At 75.8% G+C, this 17,006-nt stretch carries 19 protein-coding genes; 9 read left to right on the top strand and 10 right to left on the bottom strand.

What is annotated here, in order from left to right:
- Window positions 1-38 precede the first annotated feature (38 nt).
- Both ACRYM0_RS04615 and ACRYM0_RS04610 read right to left on the bottom strand, forming a co-directional pair.
- Window positions 39-1,718, bottom strand: coding sequence for a purine-cytosine permease family protein (locus ACRYM0_RS04615; RefSeq protein ID WP_432502528.1), 1,680 nt, complete (start codon window positions 1,716-1,718; stop codon window positions 39-41).
- 162 nt (window positions 1,719-1,880) lie between these two features.
- Complete coding sequence (locus ACRYM0_RS04610; protein ID WP_432502568.1) at window positions 1,881-3,008, bottom strand: ABC transporter substrate-binding protein; 1,128 nt, start codon at window positions 3,006-3,008, stop codon at window positions 1,881-1,883.
- Between the two features lie 56 nt (window positions 3,009-3,064).
- On the opposite strand from ACRYM0_RS04610, the gene ACRYM0_RS04605 reads away from it, so the two are divergent.
- On the top strand, window positions 3,065-3,475 hold the full coding sequence (locus ACRYM0_RS04605) for a MarR family winged helix-turn-helix transcriptional regulator (RefSeq protein ID WP_432502526.1): 411 nt from the start codon (window positions 3,065-3,067) through the stop codon (window positions 3,473-3,475).
- Here the strand turns inward: ACRYM0_RS04605 and ACRYM0_RS04600 are convergent.
- From ACRYM0_RS04600 to hisN, 4 genes are all read right to left on the bottom strand, one after another.
- Window positions 3,415-4,101 (bottom strand): SemiSWEET family transporter, encoded by a 687-nt coding sequence (locus tag ACRYM0_RS04600; protein ID WP_432502524.1) that lies wholly within the window; start codon window positions 4,099-4,101, stop codon window positions 3,415-3,417. The genes ACRYM0_RS04605 and ACRYM0_RS04600 overlap by 61 nt on opposite strands.
- Before the next feature lie 144 nt (window positions 4,102-4,245).
- A complete protein-coding gene (locus ACRYM0_RS04595) occupies window positions 4,246-5,415 on the bottom strand; it encodes a mechanosensitive ion channel family protein (RefSeq protein WP_432502522.1) in 1,170 nt (389 codons plus the stop codon).
- A 177-nt stretch (window positions 5,416-5,592) separates the two neighbouring features.
- Window positions 5,593-6,372 carry a CPBP family intramembrane glutamic endopeptidase gene (locus tag ACRYM0_RS04590; RefSeq protein ID WP_432502520.1) on the bottom strand — a complete coding sequence of 260 codons (780 nt, stop codon included), beginning with the start codon at window positions 6,370-6,372 and terminating at the stop codon, window positions 5,593-5,595.
- Window positions 6,369-7,226, bottom strand: a complete 858-nt coding sequence (gene hisN, locus ACRYM0_RS04585) for a histidinol-phosphatase (RefSeq protein ID WP_432502519.1) — start codon at window positions 7,224-7,226, stop codon at window positions 6,369-6,371. Before hisN ends, ACRYM0_RS04590 begins: the two co-directional genes overlap by 4 nt.
- A gap of 133 nt (window positions 7,227-7,359) precedes the next feature.
- Here hisN and ACRYM0_RS04580 point away from each other — a divergent pair, with 133 nt between their 5' ends.
- Window positions 7,360-8,028, top strand: coding sequence for a vitamin K epoxide reductase family protein (locus ACRYM0_RS04580; RefSeq protein ID WP_432502517.1), 669 nt, complete (start codon window positions 7,360-7,362; stop codon window positions 8,026-8,028).
- A 42-nt stretch (window positions 8,029-8,070) separates the two neighbouring features.
- Window positions 8,071-8,496, top strand: coding sequence for a DUF732 domain-containing protein (locus ACRYM0_RS04575; protein WP_432502515.1), 426 nt, complete (start codon window positions 8,071-8,073; stop codon window positions 8,494-8,496).
- Window positions 8,497-8,506: 10 nt separating this feature from the next.
- On the opposite strand, the gene rsgA is transcribed toward ACRYM0_RS04575, so the two are convergent.
- From rsgA to ACRYM0_RS04560, 3 genes are all read right to left on the bottom strand, one after another.
- On the bottom strand, window positions 8,507-9,586 hold the full coding sequence (rsgA, locus tag ACRYM0_RS04570) for a ribosome small subunit-dependent GTPase A (protein ID WP_432502514.1): 1,080 nt from the start codon (window positions 9,584-9,586) through the stop codon (window positions 8,507-8,509).
- 15 nt (window positions 9,587-9,601) lie between these two features.
- Window positions 9,602-10,951 (bottom strand): 3-phosphoshikimate 1-carboxyvinyltransferase, encoded by a 1,350-nt coding sequence (aroA, locus tag ACRYM0_RS04565; protein WP_432502511.1) that lies wholly within the window; start codon window positions 10,949-10,951, stop codon window positions 9,602-9,604.
- 73 nt (window positions 10,952-11,024) lie between these two features.
- Window positions 11,025-11,516, bottom strand: a complete 492-nt coding sequence (locus ACRYM0_RS04560; protein ID WP_432502510.1) for a DoxX family membrane protein — start codon at window positions 11,514-11,516, stop codon at window positions 11,025-11,027.
- Window positions 11,517-11,633: 117 nt separating this feature from the next.
- Between ACRYM0_RS04560 and ACRYM0_RS04555 the strand changes: the two genes are divergently transcribed.
- The 3 genes from ACRYM0_RS04555 (at window position 11,634) to rsrA (ending at window position 13,446) form a co-directional block, all read left to right on the top strand.
- Window positions 11,634-12,326 (top strand): SOS response-associated peptidase, encoded by a 693-nt coding sequence (locus ACRYM0_RS04555; RefSeq protein ID WP_432502509.1) that lies wholly within the window; start codon window positions 11,634-11,636, stop codon window positions 12,324-12,326.
- A gap of 62 nt (window positions 12,327-12,388) precedes the next feature.
- Window positions 12,389-13,153 carry a sigma-70 family RNA polymerase sigma factor gene (locus ACRYM0_RS04550; protein WP_432502507.1) on the top strand — a complete coding sequence of 255 codons (765 nt, stop codon included), beginning with the start codon at window positions 12,389-12,391 and terminating at the stop codon, window positions 13,151-13,153.
- Entirely contained in the window at window positions 13,150-13,446 is a 297-nt protein-coding gene (gene rsrA, locus ACRYM0_RS04545; RefSeq protein WP_432502504.1) for a mycothiol system anti-sigma-R factor, read from the top strand. The genes ACRYM0_RS04550 and rsrA overlap by 4 nt, the downstream gene beginning before the upstream one ends.
- A gap of 73 nt (window positions 13,447-13,519) precedes the next feature.
- Here the strand turns inward: rsrA and ACRYM0_RS04540 are convergent, their stop codons facing one another.
- A complete protein-coding gene (locus tag ACRYM0_RS04540; RefSeq protein WP_432495316.1) occupies window positions 13,520-13,594 on the bottom strand; it encodes a 50S ribosomal protein bL37 in 75 nt (24 codons plus the stop codon).
- 99 nt (window positions 13,595-13,693) lie between these two features.
- Between ACRYM0_RS04540 and ACRYM0_RS04535 the strand changes: the two genes are divergently transcribed.
- From ACRYM0_RS04535 to ACRYM0_RS04525, 3 genes are all read left to right on the top strand, one after another.
- On the top strand, window positions 13,694-14,824 hold the full coding sequence (locus tag ACRYM0_RS04535) for a type IV pilus twitching motility protein PilT (protein WP_432502566.1): 1,131 nt from the start codon (window positions 13,694-13,696) through the stop codon (window positions 14,822-14,824).
- A gap of 209 nt (window positions 14,825-15,033) precedes the next feature.
- Complete coding sequence (locus tag ACRYM0_RS04530) at window positions 15,034-16,101, top strand: GlxA family transcriptional regulator (protein ID WP_432502501.1); 1,068 nt, start codon at window positions 15,034-15,036, stop codon at window positions 16,099-16,101.
- Entirely contained in the window at window positions 16,098-17,006 is a 909-nt protein-coding gene (locus tag ACRYM0_RS04525; protein ID WP_432502500.1) for a YihY/virulence factor BrkB family protein, read from the top strand. Before ACRYM0_RS04530 ends, ACRYM0_RS04525 begins: the two co-directional genes overlap by 4 nt.

The raw sequence follows: 17,006 nt of genomic DNA, 5'->3' as shown, positions 1-17,006 counted from the left end.
ACATCCTGCCGCGCCCGGCCGGGCGCCGTGCACCGCCCTCACGAGCGGGCGGGCAGGACGTGGTCGGCGACCTTGTCCGTGCTCAGGCACAGCGAGCACACGACGTCGTCGTGCGTGGCGCAGGCAGCCAGGTCGGGGCGCTCGTAGTCCTGCCGGCACACGTGGCAGGTGAGCACCTCGCCGGAGGGGTTGCCGTCGGCGTCGAACATCGGCAGCGCCAGGCCGTCGTCGTCGCGGCGCAGGTAGTACCGCCCGCGCGTGGCGACCGCCAGGACGGGCGGGCAGAGCACGGCCAGCACGACCGCGACGACGGGGGAGTAGGGCTGGACCGTCTCGCCGAACGCCCCGAAGAACACCGCGATCGACAGCCCGGCGGACAGCAGCACCGAGACGAACCCGACCGGGTTCACCGCGTACAGCATGCCGCGGCGGAACTCCGGCACCTTCGGGGAGATCCCCAGCAGGTGCTTGTTGACGACGATGTCGGTGGCCACCGTGATGACCCACGCCATCGCGCAGTTCGCGTAGAACCCGAGGATCGTGTTGAGGAAGTCGAACATGTTCGCCTCCATCAGCGTCAGCGCGATGACGAGGTTCACCACCACGAACACCATGCGGCCCGGGTACCGCTTGGTCACGCGGGTGAAGGAGTTCGTCCACGCGAGCGAGCCGGAGTAGGCGTTCGTCACGTTGATCTTGATCTGGCTGATGACGACGAGGACGACGGCCAGGGTCATCGCGAGCCACGCCGGCATCATCTCCTCGTACACGCCGAGGAACTGGTGCACCGGCTCGTTCGCGGTGGCGGAGGCCTGCGGGTCCAGCGTGGCGATGAGGTAGACGGCGATGAACAGCCCGACGGCCTGCTTGATGGCGCCGAAGACGACCCAGCCCGGGCCGGCCATGACCACGGCCGTCCACCAGCGGCGGCTGTTCTCCGCGGTGCGCGGCGGCATGAACCGCAGGTAGTCGATCTGCTCCGCGATCTGCGCCATGAGCGAGAGGCACACGCCCGCGGCGAGCAGGACCGAGGCCGCGCTGACCTGCGAACCGCTGCCGTCGGCACCGGTGTACGCGAAGAACTCGTCCACCGAGTCGGGGTTGGCGATGACCAGGTAGGCGAACGGGACCACCATGAGCACCAGCCACAGCGGCGTCGTCCACACCTGCAGCGTGGAGAGGACCTTCATGCCGTACACCACGAGCGGGATGACGATGATGGTGGACACGGCGTACCCGATCCACAGCGGCACGTCCAGGCCCAGGTACAGCCCCTGCGCCATGATGGAGCCCTCGAGGGCGAAGAAGATGAACGTGAACGTCGCGAAGATGACGTTCGTCAGCACCGAGCCGTAGTACCCGAACCCCGACCCGCGGGTGATGAGGTCCAGGTCGATGTTGTAGCGGGCGGCGTAGTAGGCCAGCGGGAAACCGCTGACGAAGATGACCACGGCGGCCAGTGCGATGCCGAGCAGCGCGTTGACCGTGCCGTGGGCGATGCCGATGTTCGCGCCGATCGAGAAGTCGGCGAGGTAGGCGATCCCGCCCAGGGCCGACGTGGCGACCACGCCCGGTGTCCAGCGGCGGTAGCTGCGCGGCGCGAAGCGGAGGGTGTAGTCCTCCAGCGTCTCCGACGTCGCTGCGCTGGTGCCGGGGACGGGGCTCGTGCCGGTGCTCGTGCCGGTGGGCGGCGTGGCGCCCGGGGCGTGCTGGCTCATCGCGGGCCTCTCGACGGGGAAGCTTCCAGGTGGAAGGACTGCGACGCTAGGGGCCCGCGGACGGGCGCGGCAAACTCCCCGGGGCGTCGGCGAGAGGTTTTTACGACCGCGAAACACGCTGGAAACACACCGGCCCGGAGCGTGCCCCGCCGGGCTCCGCGCTCAGGCGCGCGGGGCGTCCCCGGGGCCGCTGACCCGGGCCAGGACGTCGAAGCCCACCCCGTCGGCGAGCGCCACGTGCACCGGGTGGCCGACGACCCCGCGGCTCAGCCGCACCGTCCCGTGCGGGGAGTCCCACGCCGCCCCGGTCAGGGCGCGCCGCACGTCCGGGACCCGCGGGCGGTCCCCGCCGCCCAGGCCCGCCAGCAGGCGCAGCGCCGAGTACGTCGCCTCCGCCATCGTCCCCGGCGCGGGCGTCGGGCCCGCCGGGCCGGTGCCCGCCAGCAGGTCGAAGGCCGTGGCGAAGCCCCGGGAGAACTCCGCCGCCGAGGCGCCGGGCAGCCCGGCGAACCAGCCGGCCGAGGCGAACAGGCCACGGGTGGCGTCCGGGCCGCTGGCCAGCAGCATCGTCTCGTCCATGAACGGGCTGAACCGGGCCATCGCCGCGTCCAGGCCCGCTGCGGCGAACGCCCGGTTGAAGCGGACCCCGTCGGTGCCGACCAGCAGCATCAGCACCCCGTCCGCGCCGCTGCGCGCGCAGTCGGCCACCGCGGAGCGCCACGTCGCCTCGTCCCGGCAGCCCAGGGGCACGAAGCGGCTGCCGCGCAGGCCGGAGCCGCCGGCGGACAGCGCCCGCGCCACGCGGCGAGCCGTGGCCCGCGGCCAGACGTAGTCGTCCCCGACGACGAACCAGTGGCGCAGGCCCGCCTCGCCGCGCAGCCACTCCAGGGCGGCGACCACCTGCTCGCCCGGCAGTTCACCGCTGCACAGCACGCCGTCGTGCCGTTCCCCGCCCTCGTAGGCGGTGGCGTACACGTAGGGCGCCCGGCCCGCCACGACGGGGGCGACGGCGCGCCGGACCGTGGACAGGTGCCAGCCGCTGACCGCGTCGACGGCGCCGGTGGCCAGCAGGGCGGCCACCTCGCCGGCGACCGCCGCCGGGGCCGCACCCGCGTCCACGTCCACCAGTTCCACCGGCCGCCCGCCGATGCCGCCGTCCCGGTCGATCTCGGCGGCGGCGAGCTCGGCGGCCGCGCGGCAGGCCGGCCCGAACATCCCCGCCGGCCCCTGCCGCGGCAGCAGCAGCGCCACGCGGTACGCGCCCGGTGCGGGGTGCGGGCGCTCTGCCATGCTGGGCACGATCCCACACCCGCCCCGGCGCGGGTCCCCGGTGGACGGAGCCCCGCGTGAGCGCATCGGACGTGCTGAGCACCCTGCGGCTGGCCGCCCTGGCCCAGGACCGCCTCGCCGGCGCCCTGCGCGGGCACGGCCTGACGGTGGACCGCTGGCGGGTGCTGGAGCACGTGGTCGCCAGCCCCGGCGCCTCGATGTCGGACGTCGCCGACGCGCTGCTGATGGCGCCGGCCACCGCGACCCGCGCGGTCGACGCCCTCGTGGAGACCGGCGCGGTGTACCGCGCGGCGGACCCCGCCGACCGCCGCCGGGTGGTGCTGCACCCCACCGCGGCCGGTGTCGCGCTGCGCGAGGGGGTGCGCCCCCTCGCCGAGGGCGTGGCCGCTGAACTGGCGGTCGCCGCTCAGGCGGCCAGCGCCACCCCCGGGCGGGCCAGCGCCACCAGCGGGCGCACCAGCAGCTGACCCGGCAGTCCGAGGCGGCCCGCGTGCAGGGCCCGCACCACGTGGCGCGGGGGCAGGCGGCGGGAGAGCACCGCGCCGGCCAGCACGGCGGAGACCACCGAGCAGACCACGACGGACGGCTGACCGGTGGCCGCGCCGTACACGGTCCACAGCGTCGCCGACACCTGCGTCAGGACGAACGTGCCGGGCGCCAGGCCGGCCAGGGAGCCGCTGCCGAAGGCGGTGCGCACCTGCGGCACCATCCGCACCAGGGAGACGGCGGTGGCGACCACGCCGACGAGCGTGGCGCCACCCAGCACGTGCGCTGCGACGACGACCGGCACCCACGCGGCGACGGCGGTGCCGGCGTGCCGCAGCGGCACGCCCAGGCGGCGGGCGGCGAGCGCGACGGTGACCGCGGCGCACGCCAGGCCGGGCACGTTGGCCACCAGCTGGGCGGGGTCCATCAGCAACAGGCCGTAGGTCAGCCAGGTGCCGGCACCGAGCACCCCGAGCACCGAGGAGGAGAAGGACAGGCCGCTGGCGTCGGGGGAGCGCAGCAGGCGGAGGATCTGGGGGACGCCGGTGGCGATGCCGATGGCGGCGGCGAGCAGACCGAGCGAAGAGATCAAGGCGTCGAGGGGCACGTGCCTGTTCTTCGTCCAGGCACCCGCCTCGACTTGACCGCACCTCCCCCTTCCGGGGCTGTGCTTCGCGTCACACTTTCATCGAGCCGTCGCGTCCGTCTGGTACCTGGCCGCGCAGCGGGTCGCGGACGCTCCGCGAACCGTTCAGCGCCGCGAGGCGCCCCGGTCGGCCGGGACGCCGTCCGGCCGGTCGCGGGTGGACCGCTGCGGCCCCTCCTGCGCCCCCTCGCGGGGAGCCTGCCGGGGCAGCACGGTGCCACCGCCGGTCTCCACCCGCAGCCGCGGCAGCGCCTGCGGGTGCTCGCGCTGCAGCAGGCCCACGACCTCCTCGCGGACCGCGCAGCGCAGGTCGAACAGCTGCCCGCCGGAGTTCGCGCTCACCAGCACCCGGAACGTCACGAACGAGTTCTTCGCGTCGAGCACCTGCAGGCCGAAGGCCTTGCCGTTCCACAGCGGGTGCGCGTGCACGAAGCGCTCCGCGTGCGTGCGCACGACGTCCACCGGGACGCGCCAGTCGACGTCGAACTCGACGGTGCCGATGACGTCGGCGGAGTTGCGGGTCCAGTTCTCGAAGGGCGTGGTCGTGAAGTAGGTGGACGGCAGGATCAGCCGGCGCTGGTCCCACACCCGCACCACCACGTACGTCAGGGTGATGTCCTCGATGTTGCCCCACTCGCCGTCGATGACGACGACGTCGTCGACGCGCAGGCCGTCGGTGAAGGCGATCTGCAGGCCCGCGAACACGTTCGCCAGGGCGGTCTGCGCCGCCAGGCCGGCCACCACCGACAGCAGACCGGCCGAGGCCAGCACGCTCGCACCCGCGGCCCGCGCCCCCGGGATCGTCAGCAGCATCGACGCGGCCGCGACCACGACGATGAGCGCGACCACGACCCGCTTGAGCAGCGTCACCTGCGTGCGCCGCTGGCGCGCGCGCCGGTTGTCCTCCACGTCGATGCGGTAGCGGCGCAGCACGACGTCCTGCACGGCGTTGGCGGCCACCACCGCCAGCCACGCCACGAGCGCCACCGTCATCAGCTTCAGCACGAAGAACGTCGGTGGCCGCCAGTCCGCGGCGCCGGTGTAGATGTCCAGCGACACGAGCACCGCGACGACCGCCAGCAGCCCGGCCAGCGGTCTGCGCACCCGGCGCCCGAGCGTGACGAGGATGGGACGCCGGCGGCCCAGCCGTCGCACCGCGAAGGCCGCCAGCTCGCCGATCAGGACGGCGACGACGGCGGAGGCTGCGGCCACGGCGAGGGTCAGCCACACGGAGTGGCTGATCGAGGGGAGGGCTGAGCTGAGCGACGAGGGCACTGCGGGCGGCTCCTGCGGATCGGTGACGGGGACGTCGGCGTCCGTCGGACCCCCTCCACGCTAGGTCAGCCCGCCGGTGGCAGCAGCGCGAGGGCGCGTCGCGCGCCCATCCGCACGCAGCCCTCACAACCCTTCACCCGTCCGGTGCAGCCCCGGCTGCGGGGCGTGCACGGCTGCTCACGCGGGCAGCCAGCTCACCTTCCCCACCAGCAGCGCGTACCCGATGAAGGCGACCACGTCGATCAGGGTGTGAGCGATCACCAGGGGCATCGCCCGGCCCCAGCGCTGGTACACCCAGCCGAAGACCAGGCCCATCGCCACGTTGCCGATGAAGCCGCCCAGCCCCTGGTACAGGTGGTACGAGCCGCGCAGCACGGCGCTGACCACCAGCGCCGGCAGCCACCGCACCCCCAGCTGCGCCAGCCGGTGCAGCAGGTACCCGGCGACCAGCACCTCCTCCAGGACCCCGTTCTCCGCGGCCGCCAGCACCGAGATCGGCACCGCCCACCACACGTCCGGCAAGGCCGAGGCCGCCACGTTCGTGTTGATCCCCGCCGTGCGGGCACCGACGTACAGCACCAGCCCGCACCCGCCGATCAGGGCCGCCAGGCCCACCCCGCCCAGCAGGTCGCGGCCCGGCCGGCGCCCGTCCACCCCCAGCGTGCGCAGCGACTCCCCGCCCCGCGCCAGCAGGTACGCCACCAGCAGCACCGGCGCCAGCCCCGAGGCGATCGACACGAGCTGCAGCGCCAGGTCCAGCCACGGACGGTCCGGTGCGTAGCTGCCCAGCACCGTGGAGGTCTGCGCGTTCAGCGCCTCCGGCGCCGTCACCAGCCCGATGAACCGCACCAGCGCCCGCACGCCGCTCATGCCGAGCGACACGGCGAAGACCGCGACGACCTCCCACACGATCAGCCGCCGCTCGCGCGGGTCGGGAACCACCGCCGGGGCGCTCACGGCGCGGGCGACTGCTCGGGCAGGCCCAGGTGCTCCAGGGCCGCGGCGTGCAGGTGCCCGTTGGTGACCACCGCGTCCCCGCCGTGCGGGCCGTCCACGCCCGCGCGGGAGGTGAAGCGCCCCCCCGCCTCGGTCACGATCGGCACCAGCGCCGCCATGTCGTGCAGCGCCAGCTCCGGTTCGGCGGCGATGTCCACCGCCCCCTCCGCCAGCAGCATGTACGACCAGAAGTCGCCGAAGCCGCGGGTGCGCCACACCGTGCGCGACAGCCGCAGGAACCCCTCCAGGCTGCCGGTCGCCTCCCAGCCGGTGAGCGAGGAGTACGCGAAGGAGGCGTCGGCGAGGTCGGTGACGCCGCTGACGGAGATGCGCGTCGCCGTGGACAGGCTGCGACCCGTCCAGGCGCCCGAGCCCTTCGACGCCCACCAGCGGCGCTGCAGCGCCGGCGCGGAGACCAGCCCCACCACGGGCTCACCGTCGTCCAGCAGGGCGATGAGGGTCGCCCACACCGGCACCCCCCGCACGAAGTTCTTCGTGCCGTCGATCGGGTCCACCACCCACTGCCGGGGCCCGTGCCCCACCAGGCCGAACTCCTCGCCCAGCACCGCGTCGCGCGGGCGGGTGCGCTTGAGCGAGGAGCGGATCAGCTCCTCGGCGGTGCGGTCGGCGTCGGTGACCGGCGTCAGGTCCGGCTTGGTCTCCACCGCCAGGTCCAGCGCCCGGAAGCGGTCCATCGTCACGCCGTCCACCTGGTCGGCGACCACGTGCGCCAGGCGCAGGTCGTCGTCGTAGCGGAGCCGGGTGGCGGGCGCCGGTGCGGAGGAGGGCGCGGGGGAGGACGAGGGGGTGGGCACCGGGCGAACCTACCGCCGCCCCGCGGCCGGGGCCGGGACCTCCGGCCCGTCCAGCGCGCTCCCAGGTGCGCCGAGGATGCTGTGAGGACGCCCGGCAGCGGCCGGGTGCGCAGCGGACCAGCACGGAGGAGCCATGGCCGGCACGACCGGGACCCGGTGGGACCACGAGCACGAGGCGGGGGAGGCGGGGGAGCAGCACCACCTGTCGCACCTGCCGGTGTCCCCGCGCGCCCGCGGCCTGCTGCTGGCCCTGGGCGGTGCGATCGGCTTCCTGGCCTCGATGGTCCTGACCGTCGAGCGCTTCCGGCTGGCCACCGACCCCGGCTACCGGCCCAGCTGCAGCATCAACCCCTTCATCTCCTGCCAGACGGTCATGGAGAGCGCGCAGGCGGAGCTGTTCGGCTTCCCCAACCCGCTCCTCGGGATCGGCGCCTTCGCGGTCAGCGCGACCCTGGGGGTGCTGCTGCTGTCGGGCACCGCGTTGCCGCGGTGGGTGGAGCGGGGCCTGCTGGCGGGCCTGGCGCTGGGGGTGGTGTTCGTCGGCTGGCTGGTCAGCGCGGCCCTGTTCACCATCCACGCGCTGTGCCCCTACTGCATGGTCGTCTGGGTCGTGGTCATCGCGACGTTCTGGGTCTCGCTGGCCGACGGCCTGGACCGCGGGCTGGTCCCCGTGCCGCGGCCCCTGCGGGGCGCGGCGCGCGCGGTCGTGGACTTCCGGGTGCTGCTGATCGCGCTGACGATCGCCGCCGTCGCCGCGATGGTCGGCGTGTCCTTCTGGGACTACTGGGCCACGCTGCTCTGAGGGCCCGGCACCGGCCGGGCGCCGGAGGTCCTGGAGGTCCCCGTGCCCCGTCCGCTGCCCGCCACCGTCCTGCCGCTGGCTCCCGTGCTCACCGCGGTGCTGGTGGCCGGCTGCGCCGCGGACGCCGACCGGGCGCCCGCGGCGACGGCGTCGCTGTCCAGCGCCGCGCCGAGCGCGCCGGCGCCGACCGGTCCGGAGCCCCCGCAGCCGGCCCTCACCTCCCCCGGCGCCGAGCAGCTGGAGCGCCTCGTGGAACTGGCCGGCGGGATCGACCCCCGCCTCGCCGAGAACCGCGACGCGCTGGCCCGCCGGGCCGACAGCGTGTGCCTGGACCTGCAGGAGGGCGAGGACCCCGCGACCGTCGTCTCGGACGTCCAGCGCCGGTTCAGCGGCGGCGGGGTCGAGGGGCTGACCGAGGAGCAGGCGGCGCAGCTGGTGGAGGCGGTCCGCACCACCGTCTGCCCGTGACGACCCGGTCCTAGTCGCGCTCGTGCGCGTGGTCGCGGTCCCGCTCGCGCGGGCGCTCGTCGCCGCGCTCCTCACCGCGCCGCGCCGCCAGCAGCCGCCGGAACGAGGCCAGCCGGGCCGGGCCCGCCGTGCCGGCGTGCCCGGAGGCGACCCACTCGTCCAGCGCGCACTCCTCCTCGTCGTGCGTGCACCCGCGCGGGCACCCCTCCTCGCCCGCCGCCAGGTCCGGGAAGGCGCTCAGCACCGCCTCCGGGTCCACGTGCGCCAGCCCGAAGGAGCGCACGCCCGGGGTGTCGACCACCCAGCCGTCCCCGCCGGGCAGCGCCAGCGCCGCCATCGAGGTGGAGGTGTGCCGGCCGCGGCCGGTGACGGCGTTGACGTGCCCGGTGGCGCGCCCCGCGTCCGGCACCAGGGCGTTGACCAGCGTGGACTTGCCCACCCCGGAGTGCCCCACGAGCACGCTGGTGCGCCCGCGCAGCCGCTCCAGCACGTCCTGCAGCCCCACCAGCTCCCCGCCCGGACCCCGGGAGGTCACCACCGCGTCCAGGCCCAGCGGCGCCCACGTGCTCAGCACCTCCTGCGCCGGGCGCAGGTCGCCCTTGGTCAGGCACAGCAGCGGGCGCATGCCCGCCACGTACGCCGCGACCAGGCAGCGGTCCACCATCCGGGCGCGCGGCTCCGGGTCGGCCACGGCCGTGACCACCACGAGCTGGTCGGCGTTGGCCACGACCACGCGCTCGACCGGGTCGGTGTCGTCGGCGGTGCGGCGCAGCACCGTGCGGCGCTCCTCGATGCGCACGATGCGCGCCAGGGTGTCGGTGCGCCCGGAGGTGTCGCCCACCAGGCCCACCCGGTCGCCCACGACGACGCCGGTGCGGCCCAGCTCCCGCGCGCGCATCGCCGTGACCGTCCGCTCGGCCGGCGTGCCCGGCTCGGCCAGGCAGGTGGAGCGGCCCCGGTCCACGGCCACCACCAGGGCCGGCACCGCGTCGGCGTGCGCGGGGCGCTCCTTGGTGCGCGGGCGCGACCCGCGCGGGTTCGGGCGGACCCGGACGTCGTCCTCGTCGTAGCGGCGGCGGCGCTCGCTCACCTCGGCCCCACCGCCTCACTCGCCCCGCAGCATGGCCGTCCACATGCCGGGGAAGTCCGGCAGCGTCTTGCCGGTCGTGGCGACGTCCTCCACGAGCACGCCCTCCACGGCCAGGCCGATCACGGCCCCGGCGGTGGCCATCCGGTGGTCGGCGTAGGTGCGGAACACCCCGCCGTGCAGCGGCCGCGGGCGGACCAGCAGCCCGTCCGCGGTCTCCTCCGCGTCCCCGCCCAGGGAGTTGACCTCGGTGACCAGGGCCGCCAGGCGGTCGGTCTCGTGCCCGCGCAGGTGCGCGATGCCGCGCAACCGCGTGGGGGTGGACGCCAGCGCCGCCAGCGCCGTGATCACCGGGGCCAGCTCGCCGGCCTCGTGCAGGTCCAGGTCCAGCCCGTACAGCTCCCCGGTGCCCCGCACCAGCAGGCCGTCGCGGTCCAGGGACACCTCGGCGCCCATCTGGTCCAGGACGTCGCGCAGCAGGTCCCCGGCCTGGGTGGTGGACTGCGGCCACCCCGGCACCCGAACGCGGCCGCCCGCGACGGCGGCCGCGGCCAGGAAGGGGCCGGCGTTGGACAGGTCCGGCTCGACCTGCACGTCCAGGGCGTTGACCTCGCCGGCCTCCACGGCCCAGCGGCCGGGGGTGGCGTCGTCCACGAGCACGCCGGCGTCGCGCAGCACCTCCACCGTCATCCGCACGTGCGGGGCGCTGGGCAGCTCCGGGCCGTCGTGGACGACCTCCAGGCCCTCGCGGCAGCGCGCACCCACCAGCAGCAGGGCGGAGACGAACTGGCTGGAGCCGGAGGCGTCGATGCGCACCGACCCGCCGCGCAGCCCGCCGACGGGCCCGCGCACCGTGAACGGCAGCAGACCCCGGCCGCCGTCCTCCACGACCGCGCCGAGCTGGCGCAACCCGTCCAGCACCGCACCCATCGGGCGCTCGCGGGCGCGCGCGTCGCCGTCGAACTCCACCGGCTCCCCGGCCAGCGCCGCCACCGGCGGCAGGAAGCGCATGACGGTCCCGGCCAGGCCGCAGTCCACGCGGGTGCCGCCGGTGACGGGCCCGGGGCGCACCAGCCAGTCGCCCGCCTCCACGCCCTCGGCGCCGCGGCCGCCCTCGACGACGTCCGCGCCCAGGGCGCGCAGGCCGTCGGCCATCAGGGTGGTGTCGCGCGAGATCAGGGGGGCGCGCAGCAGGGACGGCCGCTCGGCGAGGGCGGCCACCACGAGGTAGCGGTTCGTCAGCGACTTGGAGCCGGGCACGGGCACCACGGCGTCCAGCGGGCCGGCCGCGCGGGGGGCGGGCCACAGCTCGGGCGCGGGCCGGCCGGGTCGTGACGGGGGGACGGCGTCGGCTGTCGTCGGGCTCACGCACGCATCCTCGCAGCACCCCCCGACGGTCCTCGACCCGTGGGCCGGGACCGCCGGGGGAGCGGGGCGCGGGTCAGCCGGCCTTGGCGGCCACGAGCGCGAGGTCCTTGCGGCCGGACTCGGCGGCGTGCGCGGCCAGCCGCTTCGCGTCGCGCCCGGCGCGGCCGGCGCGCCACAGCACGCCCGGCTTGCCGGCGGTGTCCACGGCGGCCAGCAGCGCCGCGCCCAGCAGGCCGACGTCCTTGAGGAAGTCGCCCAGGACCTCCGAGCGCACGGCCCGGTCCTTCTCGGTCCAGAACGGGTGCGCCACGTAGGCGGTGGGGGCGGCGGTGGCGGCCAGCACCGCGGCGGACAGCCGGGGTGCCCGGCCCAGCGCGAAGAGCACGCCGGCGCCCGCCATGGCGGCGCCGTTCAGGCGCACCAGCAGCACCGGGTCCTGCGGCAGGTGCAGCGGGCCGGCGAGCCGCTCGGCCACCGGCTCGGCGGCCGGCGCCAGGTCGGGCGCACCGCGCACCTGGTCGATGCCGGTCTTGATGAAGATCGCGGCGAGCATCGGTCGGGCCACACGTCGCACCAGAGTCATGGGAGTTGCCTACCGCACCGGCGCCCCGGGCGCACCCGCCGGGGCGCCGCCCCGGTGCCGGCCGGGGTGCTGTCGGCGGCGCGTGCCAGGGTGTGGCGCGTGTGCGAGCGGTACGTGCTGCAGCGGGACGTCGACGAGCTGGTCGCCGAGTTCGAGGTCGAGGAGCCGGCCCTCGGCCCCGGCGGCGCCGCGAGCCCGGCGGACGTCGTGCCCGGCGCCCGCCCCCCGGTGGTCCTGGAGCGCTTCCGCAAGGGCGAGCCGGACGCCCCGCCGAGCCGCTCGCTGCGCGCCCTGAGCTGGGGCCTGGTGCCCCCGGGGGCGCGGGACGCCTCCGCGGGGCCCGCCGCCGCGCACGTGCGCGCCGAGGCGCTGCTGCGGGAGCCGTCGTCCGCGCCGGCGGCCCTGGCCCGCCGCTGCCTGGTCCCGGTGGACGCCTGGTACCAGCGGCGGGCCGACGGCGAGCCCCGCGGCGCGCAGTCCGCCGTCTCCGCCGCCGACGGCTCGGTGCTGTCGCTGGCGGGCGTGTACGAGTTCTGGCAGGACCCGGCGAGGGCGCCCGGCGACCCCGCGCGGTGGCTGGTGAGCTTCGCGCTCGTGACCACCGCCGCCGAGCCGGGCCCGGACCGGCTGCGCGGCCGGGTGCCGCTGGTCGTGCCGCGCGACCTGCGCGACGCCTGGCTGGACCCCACTCTCGACGAGGCCGAGGACGTCGCCGCGCTGCTGGACGCGCTGTCCCGCGAGCGGGCCGGCACCGCGCTGCGAACGCACCCGGTGCCACCGCCGGGCGCCTGAGGAACGCCCCCCTCGTGCGCCGGGGCCGGAATGGCGCCCCTCCGGTGGGCGTTGTGGCGGTCATGGTGGTGGCTGAGAAGACCGGTGCCCGCACCGCGTCCCGCGCGGCGGTGGGACCGCCGGGCAGGCGTCCCGGGCGGCGTCCCGCGAGCGCGCCGGGCGCGCTGAGCGCGCGGCGCGGCGAGGGCCTAGGCTCGGGGCCGATGACCGAACAGACCTCGAGGGCACCCTCGGAGGAGACCGCCGACGAGCGCGCGGCGCGCTTCGAGCGCGATGCGCTGCCCTTCCTCGACCAGCTCTACTCCGCGGCGCTGCGCATGACGCGCAACCCCGCGGACGCCGAGGACCTCGTCCAGGACGCCTTCGCGAAGGCGTACGGCGCGTTCCACCAGTACGCGCCGGGCACGAACCTCAAGGCCTGGCTGTACCGGATCCTCACGAACACGTACATCAACACGTACCGCAAGAAGCAGCGCGAGCCGCAGCAGTCCCACTCCGACGAGATCGAGGACTGGCAGCTGGCGCGGGCGGAGTCGCACACCTCCTCGGGCCTGCGCTCGGCCGAGACCGAGGCGCTGGACCACCTGCCGGACTCCGACGTCAAGCGGGCCCTGCAGCAGGTGCCCGAGGACTTCCGCATGGCGGTGTACCTCGCCGACGTGGAGGGCTTCGCCTACAAGGAGATCGCCGAGATCATGGGCACCCCCATCGGGACCGTGATGTCGCGCCTGCACCGGGGCCGTCGCCTGCTGCGCGAGATGCTGCGCGACTACGCGGTGGGCCGGGGCGTGTCGGGGGCCGTGCGCCAGGCGGAGGGTGCGTCGTGAGCGCGGCCCGGGAGCCGGAGGGCGTGACCGCCGCGGGCGGAGCGCCGCTGAAGCAGGAGTGCCGCGAGGTCCTCGAGCGCGCGTTCGAGTACCTCGACGGCGAGATGGCCGAGCTGGACTGCGAGCGCCTGAAGGCCCACCTGCGCGAGTGCGCCAGCTGCGTGGCGCAGCTCGCCGAGGACGAGCAGCTCAAGCGGGCGATCCGGGACGGGTGCCCGTGCGAGACGGCACCGACCCAGCTGCGCGCGCGCATCCTCGTGCAGATCACCGAGGTCAGCGCCTCGGTGCGCTGAGCCCGGCCGAGCCGCGACGACGAGAGGCCCCGGACCTGCTGGTCCGGGGCCTCTCGTGCGCCTGCGCGTGCGCTCAGGCGTTGGGGCGCTTGCCGTGGTTCGCGCCGTTGCTCTTGCGCGAGCGGCGCTTGCGGCCACGCTTGCTCATGAGCTGCTCCTCCCTGTCGACATCTCCGGCGTCCATGGTCCCACGGGGTGAGGAGTGCTCAAGGTGGCGCCCCGTCGTCCCGATGCCGCGGGGGTGACGATCGCGCAGACCCCGGTGCTCCCGGCGGGACGGGTGGCCCCCGGCGGCACCGAACCCCTCATCACCCCCTACCTGCGGGCGCTGGTGGAGCTGCGCGGCTCGGACCTGCACTGCAAGGCGGGCTCGCCCCCGCGGGTGCGCATCGACGGCCGGCTGCGCCAGCTGCAGGCCCCGGCGCTGACGCCGGACGACACCGAGGAGATGCTGCGGCAGATCCTGCGCCCGGACCTGGTGGAGGAGTTCGCGCGCACCAGCGAGGCCGACTTCGCGCACAGCCTGCCCGGCGGGGGCGGGCGCTTCCGCGTCAACGCGTTCCGCCAGCGCGGGTCGGTGGGCCTGGTGCTGCGCCGGGTGGCGGCCAAGGCGGTGCCGCTGTCGGGCCTGGGGGTGCCGCCGGTGCTGGAGCAGCTCGCGCTGGAGCACCGCGGTCTGCTGCTGGTCACCGGCCCCACCGGCTCGGGCAAGACGACGACGCTGGCCGGGATGATCGACCACATCAACACGGTGCGCGAGAGCCACATCGTGACCATCGAGGACCCCATCGAGATCCTGCACGACGACAACCGCTCGATCGTCAGCCAGCGCGAGGTGCGCCTGGACACCGCCGACTTCACCACGGCGCTGCGCGCGGCGATGCGCCAGGACCCCGACGTCATCCTCGTGGGGGAGATGCGCGACACCGAGACGGTCAAGGCCGCCCTGTCGGCGGCGGAGACCGGTCACTTCGTCATGTCGACGCTGCACACCATCGACGCGGCGGAGACGGTCTCGCGCATCATCGACTTCTTCCCCCCGCACGAGCAGAAGCAGGTGCGCCTGGCACTGGCCGGTTCGCTGCGCGGCATCGTGTGCCAGCGGCTGGTGCCCCGCGCGGACGGTCGCGGCCGGTGCGTGGTGATGGAGATCTGCGTGAACACCGGGCGCATCGCCGACGCCATCGCGGACCCGGACAAGACCCACCACATCACGGACCTGATCCGCGAGGGCTCGTACTACCAGATGCAGACGTTCGACCAGCACCTCGTGGCGCTGGTGCGCGACGGCGTGGTCACGCTGGAGGACGCCCAGCAGGCTGCCACGAGCCCGCACGACCTCGGGGTGGAGCTGCGGCGCCTGGGTCTGCTGGCCTGAGGCTCCACTCCAGCGGGGCGCGGGTGCCCGGCCGGCGGACCCAGGACAGCGGGCCCAGTGCCGGCGGGACGACGAGGACGGCGAGCCAGAACCAGTCGGAGAAGGTCATGCGCTGAGCGTGGCGCGGTGCGCCCTGCGCGCCGAGTGGCAGTCCTGCCGATGTTCGTCGCCATCCTGCCAACCTGGCCCGGCACTGGCAGACTGCCCCCGTGCCCCCCCTGCGCTCGGTCGCCGTGGTCGTCGGCGAGGCCTTCTCGACCTTCGAGTTCGCCATCGGCTGCGAGGTCTTCGGCATCGACCGCACCGACGAGGGCGTCCCCGCCTTCGACTTCGCGGTGTGCTCGCCCGGCGGGGCCCCGGTGCGCTCCGCGCAGGGCTTCACCCTGGTCCCCGAGCACGGCCTGGACCCGGTCGACGACGCCGACCTGGTCCTCATCGGCCCCTCGCAGGCGCTGCGCGGTCCGGACGTCGCCGTCCTGGCCCCGCACCTGGACGCCGCCCTGGCCCGCGGCGCCACCGTGGCCAGCCTGTGCAGCGGCGCCTTCACCCTGGCCCGCGGCGGGTACCTCGACGGCCGGCGCGCCACCACCCACCACCGCTACGCCGCCCAGCTGGCCCGCGAGTTCCCCGCCGTGCAGGTCGTCCCCGACGTGCTGTACGTGCAGGACGGGCCCATCGCCACCAGCGCCGGCACCGCCGCCGGCATCGACCTGTGCCTGCACCTGGTGCGCGAGGCCCACGGCAGCGCCGTGGCCACCGCGATCGCCCGGCGCATGGTCGTGCCCCCGCACCGCGACGGCGGGCAGGCGCAGTACGTCGAGGCGCCGGTGCGCCCGTGCGCCGACGAGTCCCTGCAGCGGGCCCTCACCTGGGCCGCCGCCCACCTCGACCAGGACGTCGACATCGCCGGCTGGGCGCGCGCCGCGGCCATGTCCCCGCGCACCTTCGCGCGCCGCTTCCGTGCCGAGACGGGCGTGACCCCGCACCGCTGGCTGCTGGAGCAGCGCGTCGGCGCCGCGCGGCTGCTGCTGGAGGACGGCGACGAGACCGTCGACGAGGTGGCCCGCCGCTGCGGCTTCTCGTCGGCGGCGATGCTGCGCCAGCACTTCCTGCGCCTGGTGGGCACCACGCCGACCGCCTACCGCCGCGCCTACCGCGGTGCCCGGGCGCCGCGCGCCACGCCCCTGGTTCCGCCGGCCCCGGTCCCGTCGTCCGTGGCCCCCGGTGCGCCCGGCCCCGTGCGCCTGCCCGCGCAGAGCGCCCCGGTGGGCGTGTGAACCGCACCGCCGCGACCGGCCGCGTCGTGCGGCTGCGCTCGCTGCTCGCCGACGTGCGCACCCGCCTGCACGGGCACGACCTGTCCCTGGTGTCCGCGGGGGTGACCTTCTACGCCGCCGTGGCGCTGGTGCCCTCGCTCGTCGTCGCGGTGCGGCTGCTGGCCGTGGTCCTGGGGCCCGAGCGCGTCGTCGAGCTCGGCGACGCCGTCGGGCGCGCCCTGCCCGACGCGCAGGGCGCCGGGCGCGTCGTCGGCGACCTGGTGCGCACGGCCGTGGACGTCGGCTGGCTCGCGGTGCTGGTGGCGCTCGTGCCGGCCACCGTGTACGGCGAGGGGCTGCGCCGCGGCTTCGCCCGGGTCAGCGTGCGCTACCCCGAGCCGCCAGCGCCCCCGGTGCGCGGGCGCGCCGGGGCGTGGCGGGTGCGGCTGCGCGCGGCGCCCCTGCTGCTGCTGGCGCCGGTGGGCTTCCTCGCCGTGCTCGAGGTGGCCCCGTTCCTCGCCGGGTGGTTCGGCACCGGCACCGCCCGCACGGCGCTGGCGGTGTACGTCGCCCTCAACGTGGACTGGCTCGTGGTCTCCCCGGTGCTGGTGTACGTGTACCGGGTGCTGGGGCCGGTGCGCGCCGGCTGGTGGGCCACGCTGTGGGGCGCCTACGCCACCGGGGCGTTCGTCTCCGGCTTCCTGCAGGGGTTCGTCCTCTTCCTCGCCATCCCCGTCGACCTCGGCGCGCCGTTCGGCGGTTACACGCACGTGGGCGGTGCCGTCGCGGTGTGCCTGTGGCTGTGGGTGCTCACGGCGCTGACCGTCTACGGGTACGCCCTCACCCTGGAGCTGGACCGGCGCCGGCACCGGGTGCCGAGCGCGGACGTGCCCGTCGCGGCCCGGCGCGCCGGCCTGCGGGGGTGA

The sequence above is a fragment of the Kineococcus arenarius subsp. arenarius genome, from assembly GCF_050871845.1.
In the GTDB taxonomy this organism is placed as follows: Bacteria; Actinomycetota; Actinomycetes; order Actinomycetales; family Kineococcaceae; genus Kineococcus.
Note: the sequence above shows the minus strand (reverse complement) of the source record. Positions and strands in the feature narration are given on the sequence as shown.

Excerpts from the sequence above, each read along its gene's own strand:
- ACRYM0_RS04615 (WP_432502528.1), bottom strand. The coding sequence starts at position 1,718 with ATGAGCCAGCACGCCCCGGGCGCCACGCCGCCCACCGGCACGAGCACC.
- ACRYM0_RS04610 (WP_432502568.1), bottom strand. The coding sequence starts at position 3,008 with ATGGCAGAGCGCCCGCACCCCGCACCGGGCGCGTACCGCGTGGCGCTG.
- ACRYM0_RS04580 (WP_432502517.1), top strand. The coding sequence starts at position 7,360 with ATGGCCGGCACGACCGGGACCCGGTGGGACCACGAGCACGAGGCGGGG.
- ACRYM0_RS04550 (WP_432502507.1), top strand. The coding sequence starts at position 12,389 with ATGGTGGTGGCTGAGAAGACCGGTGCCCGCACCGCGTCCCGCGCGGCG.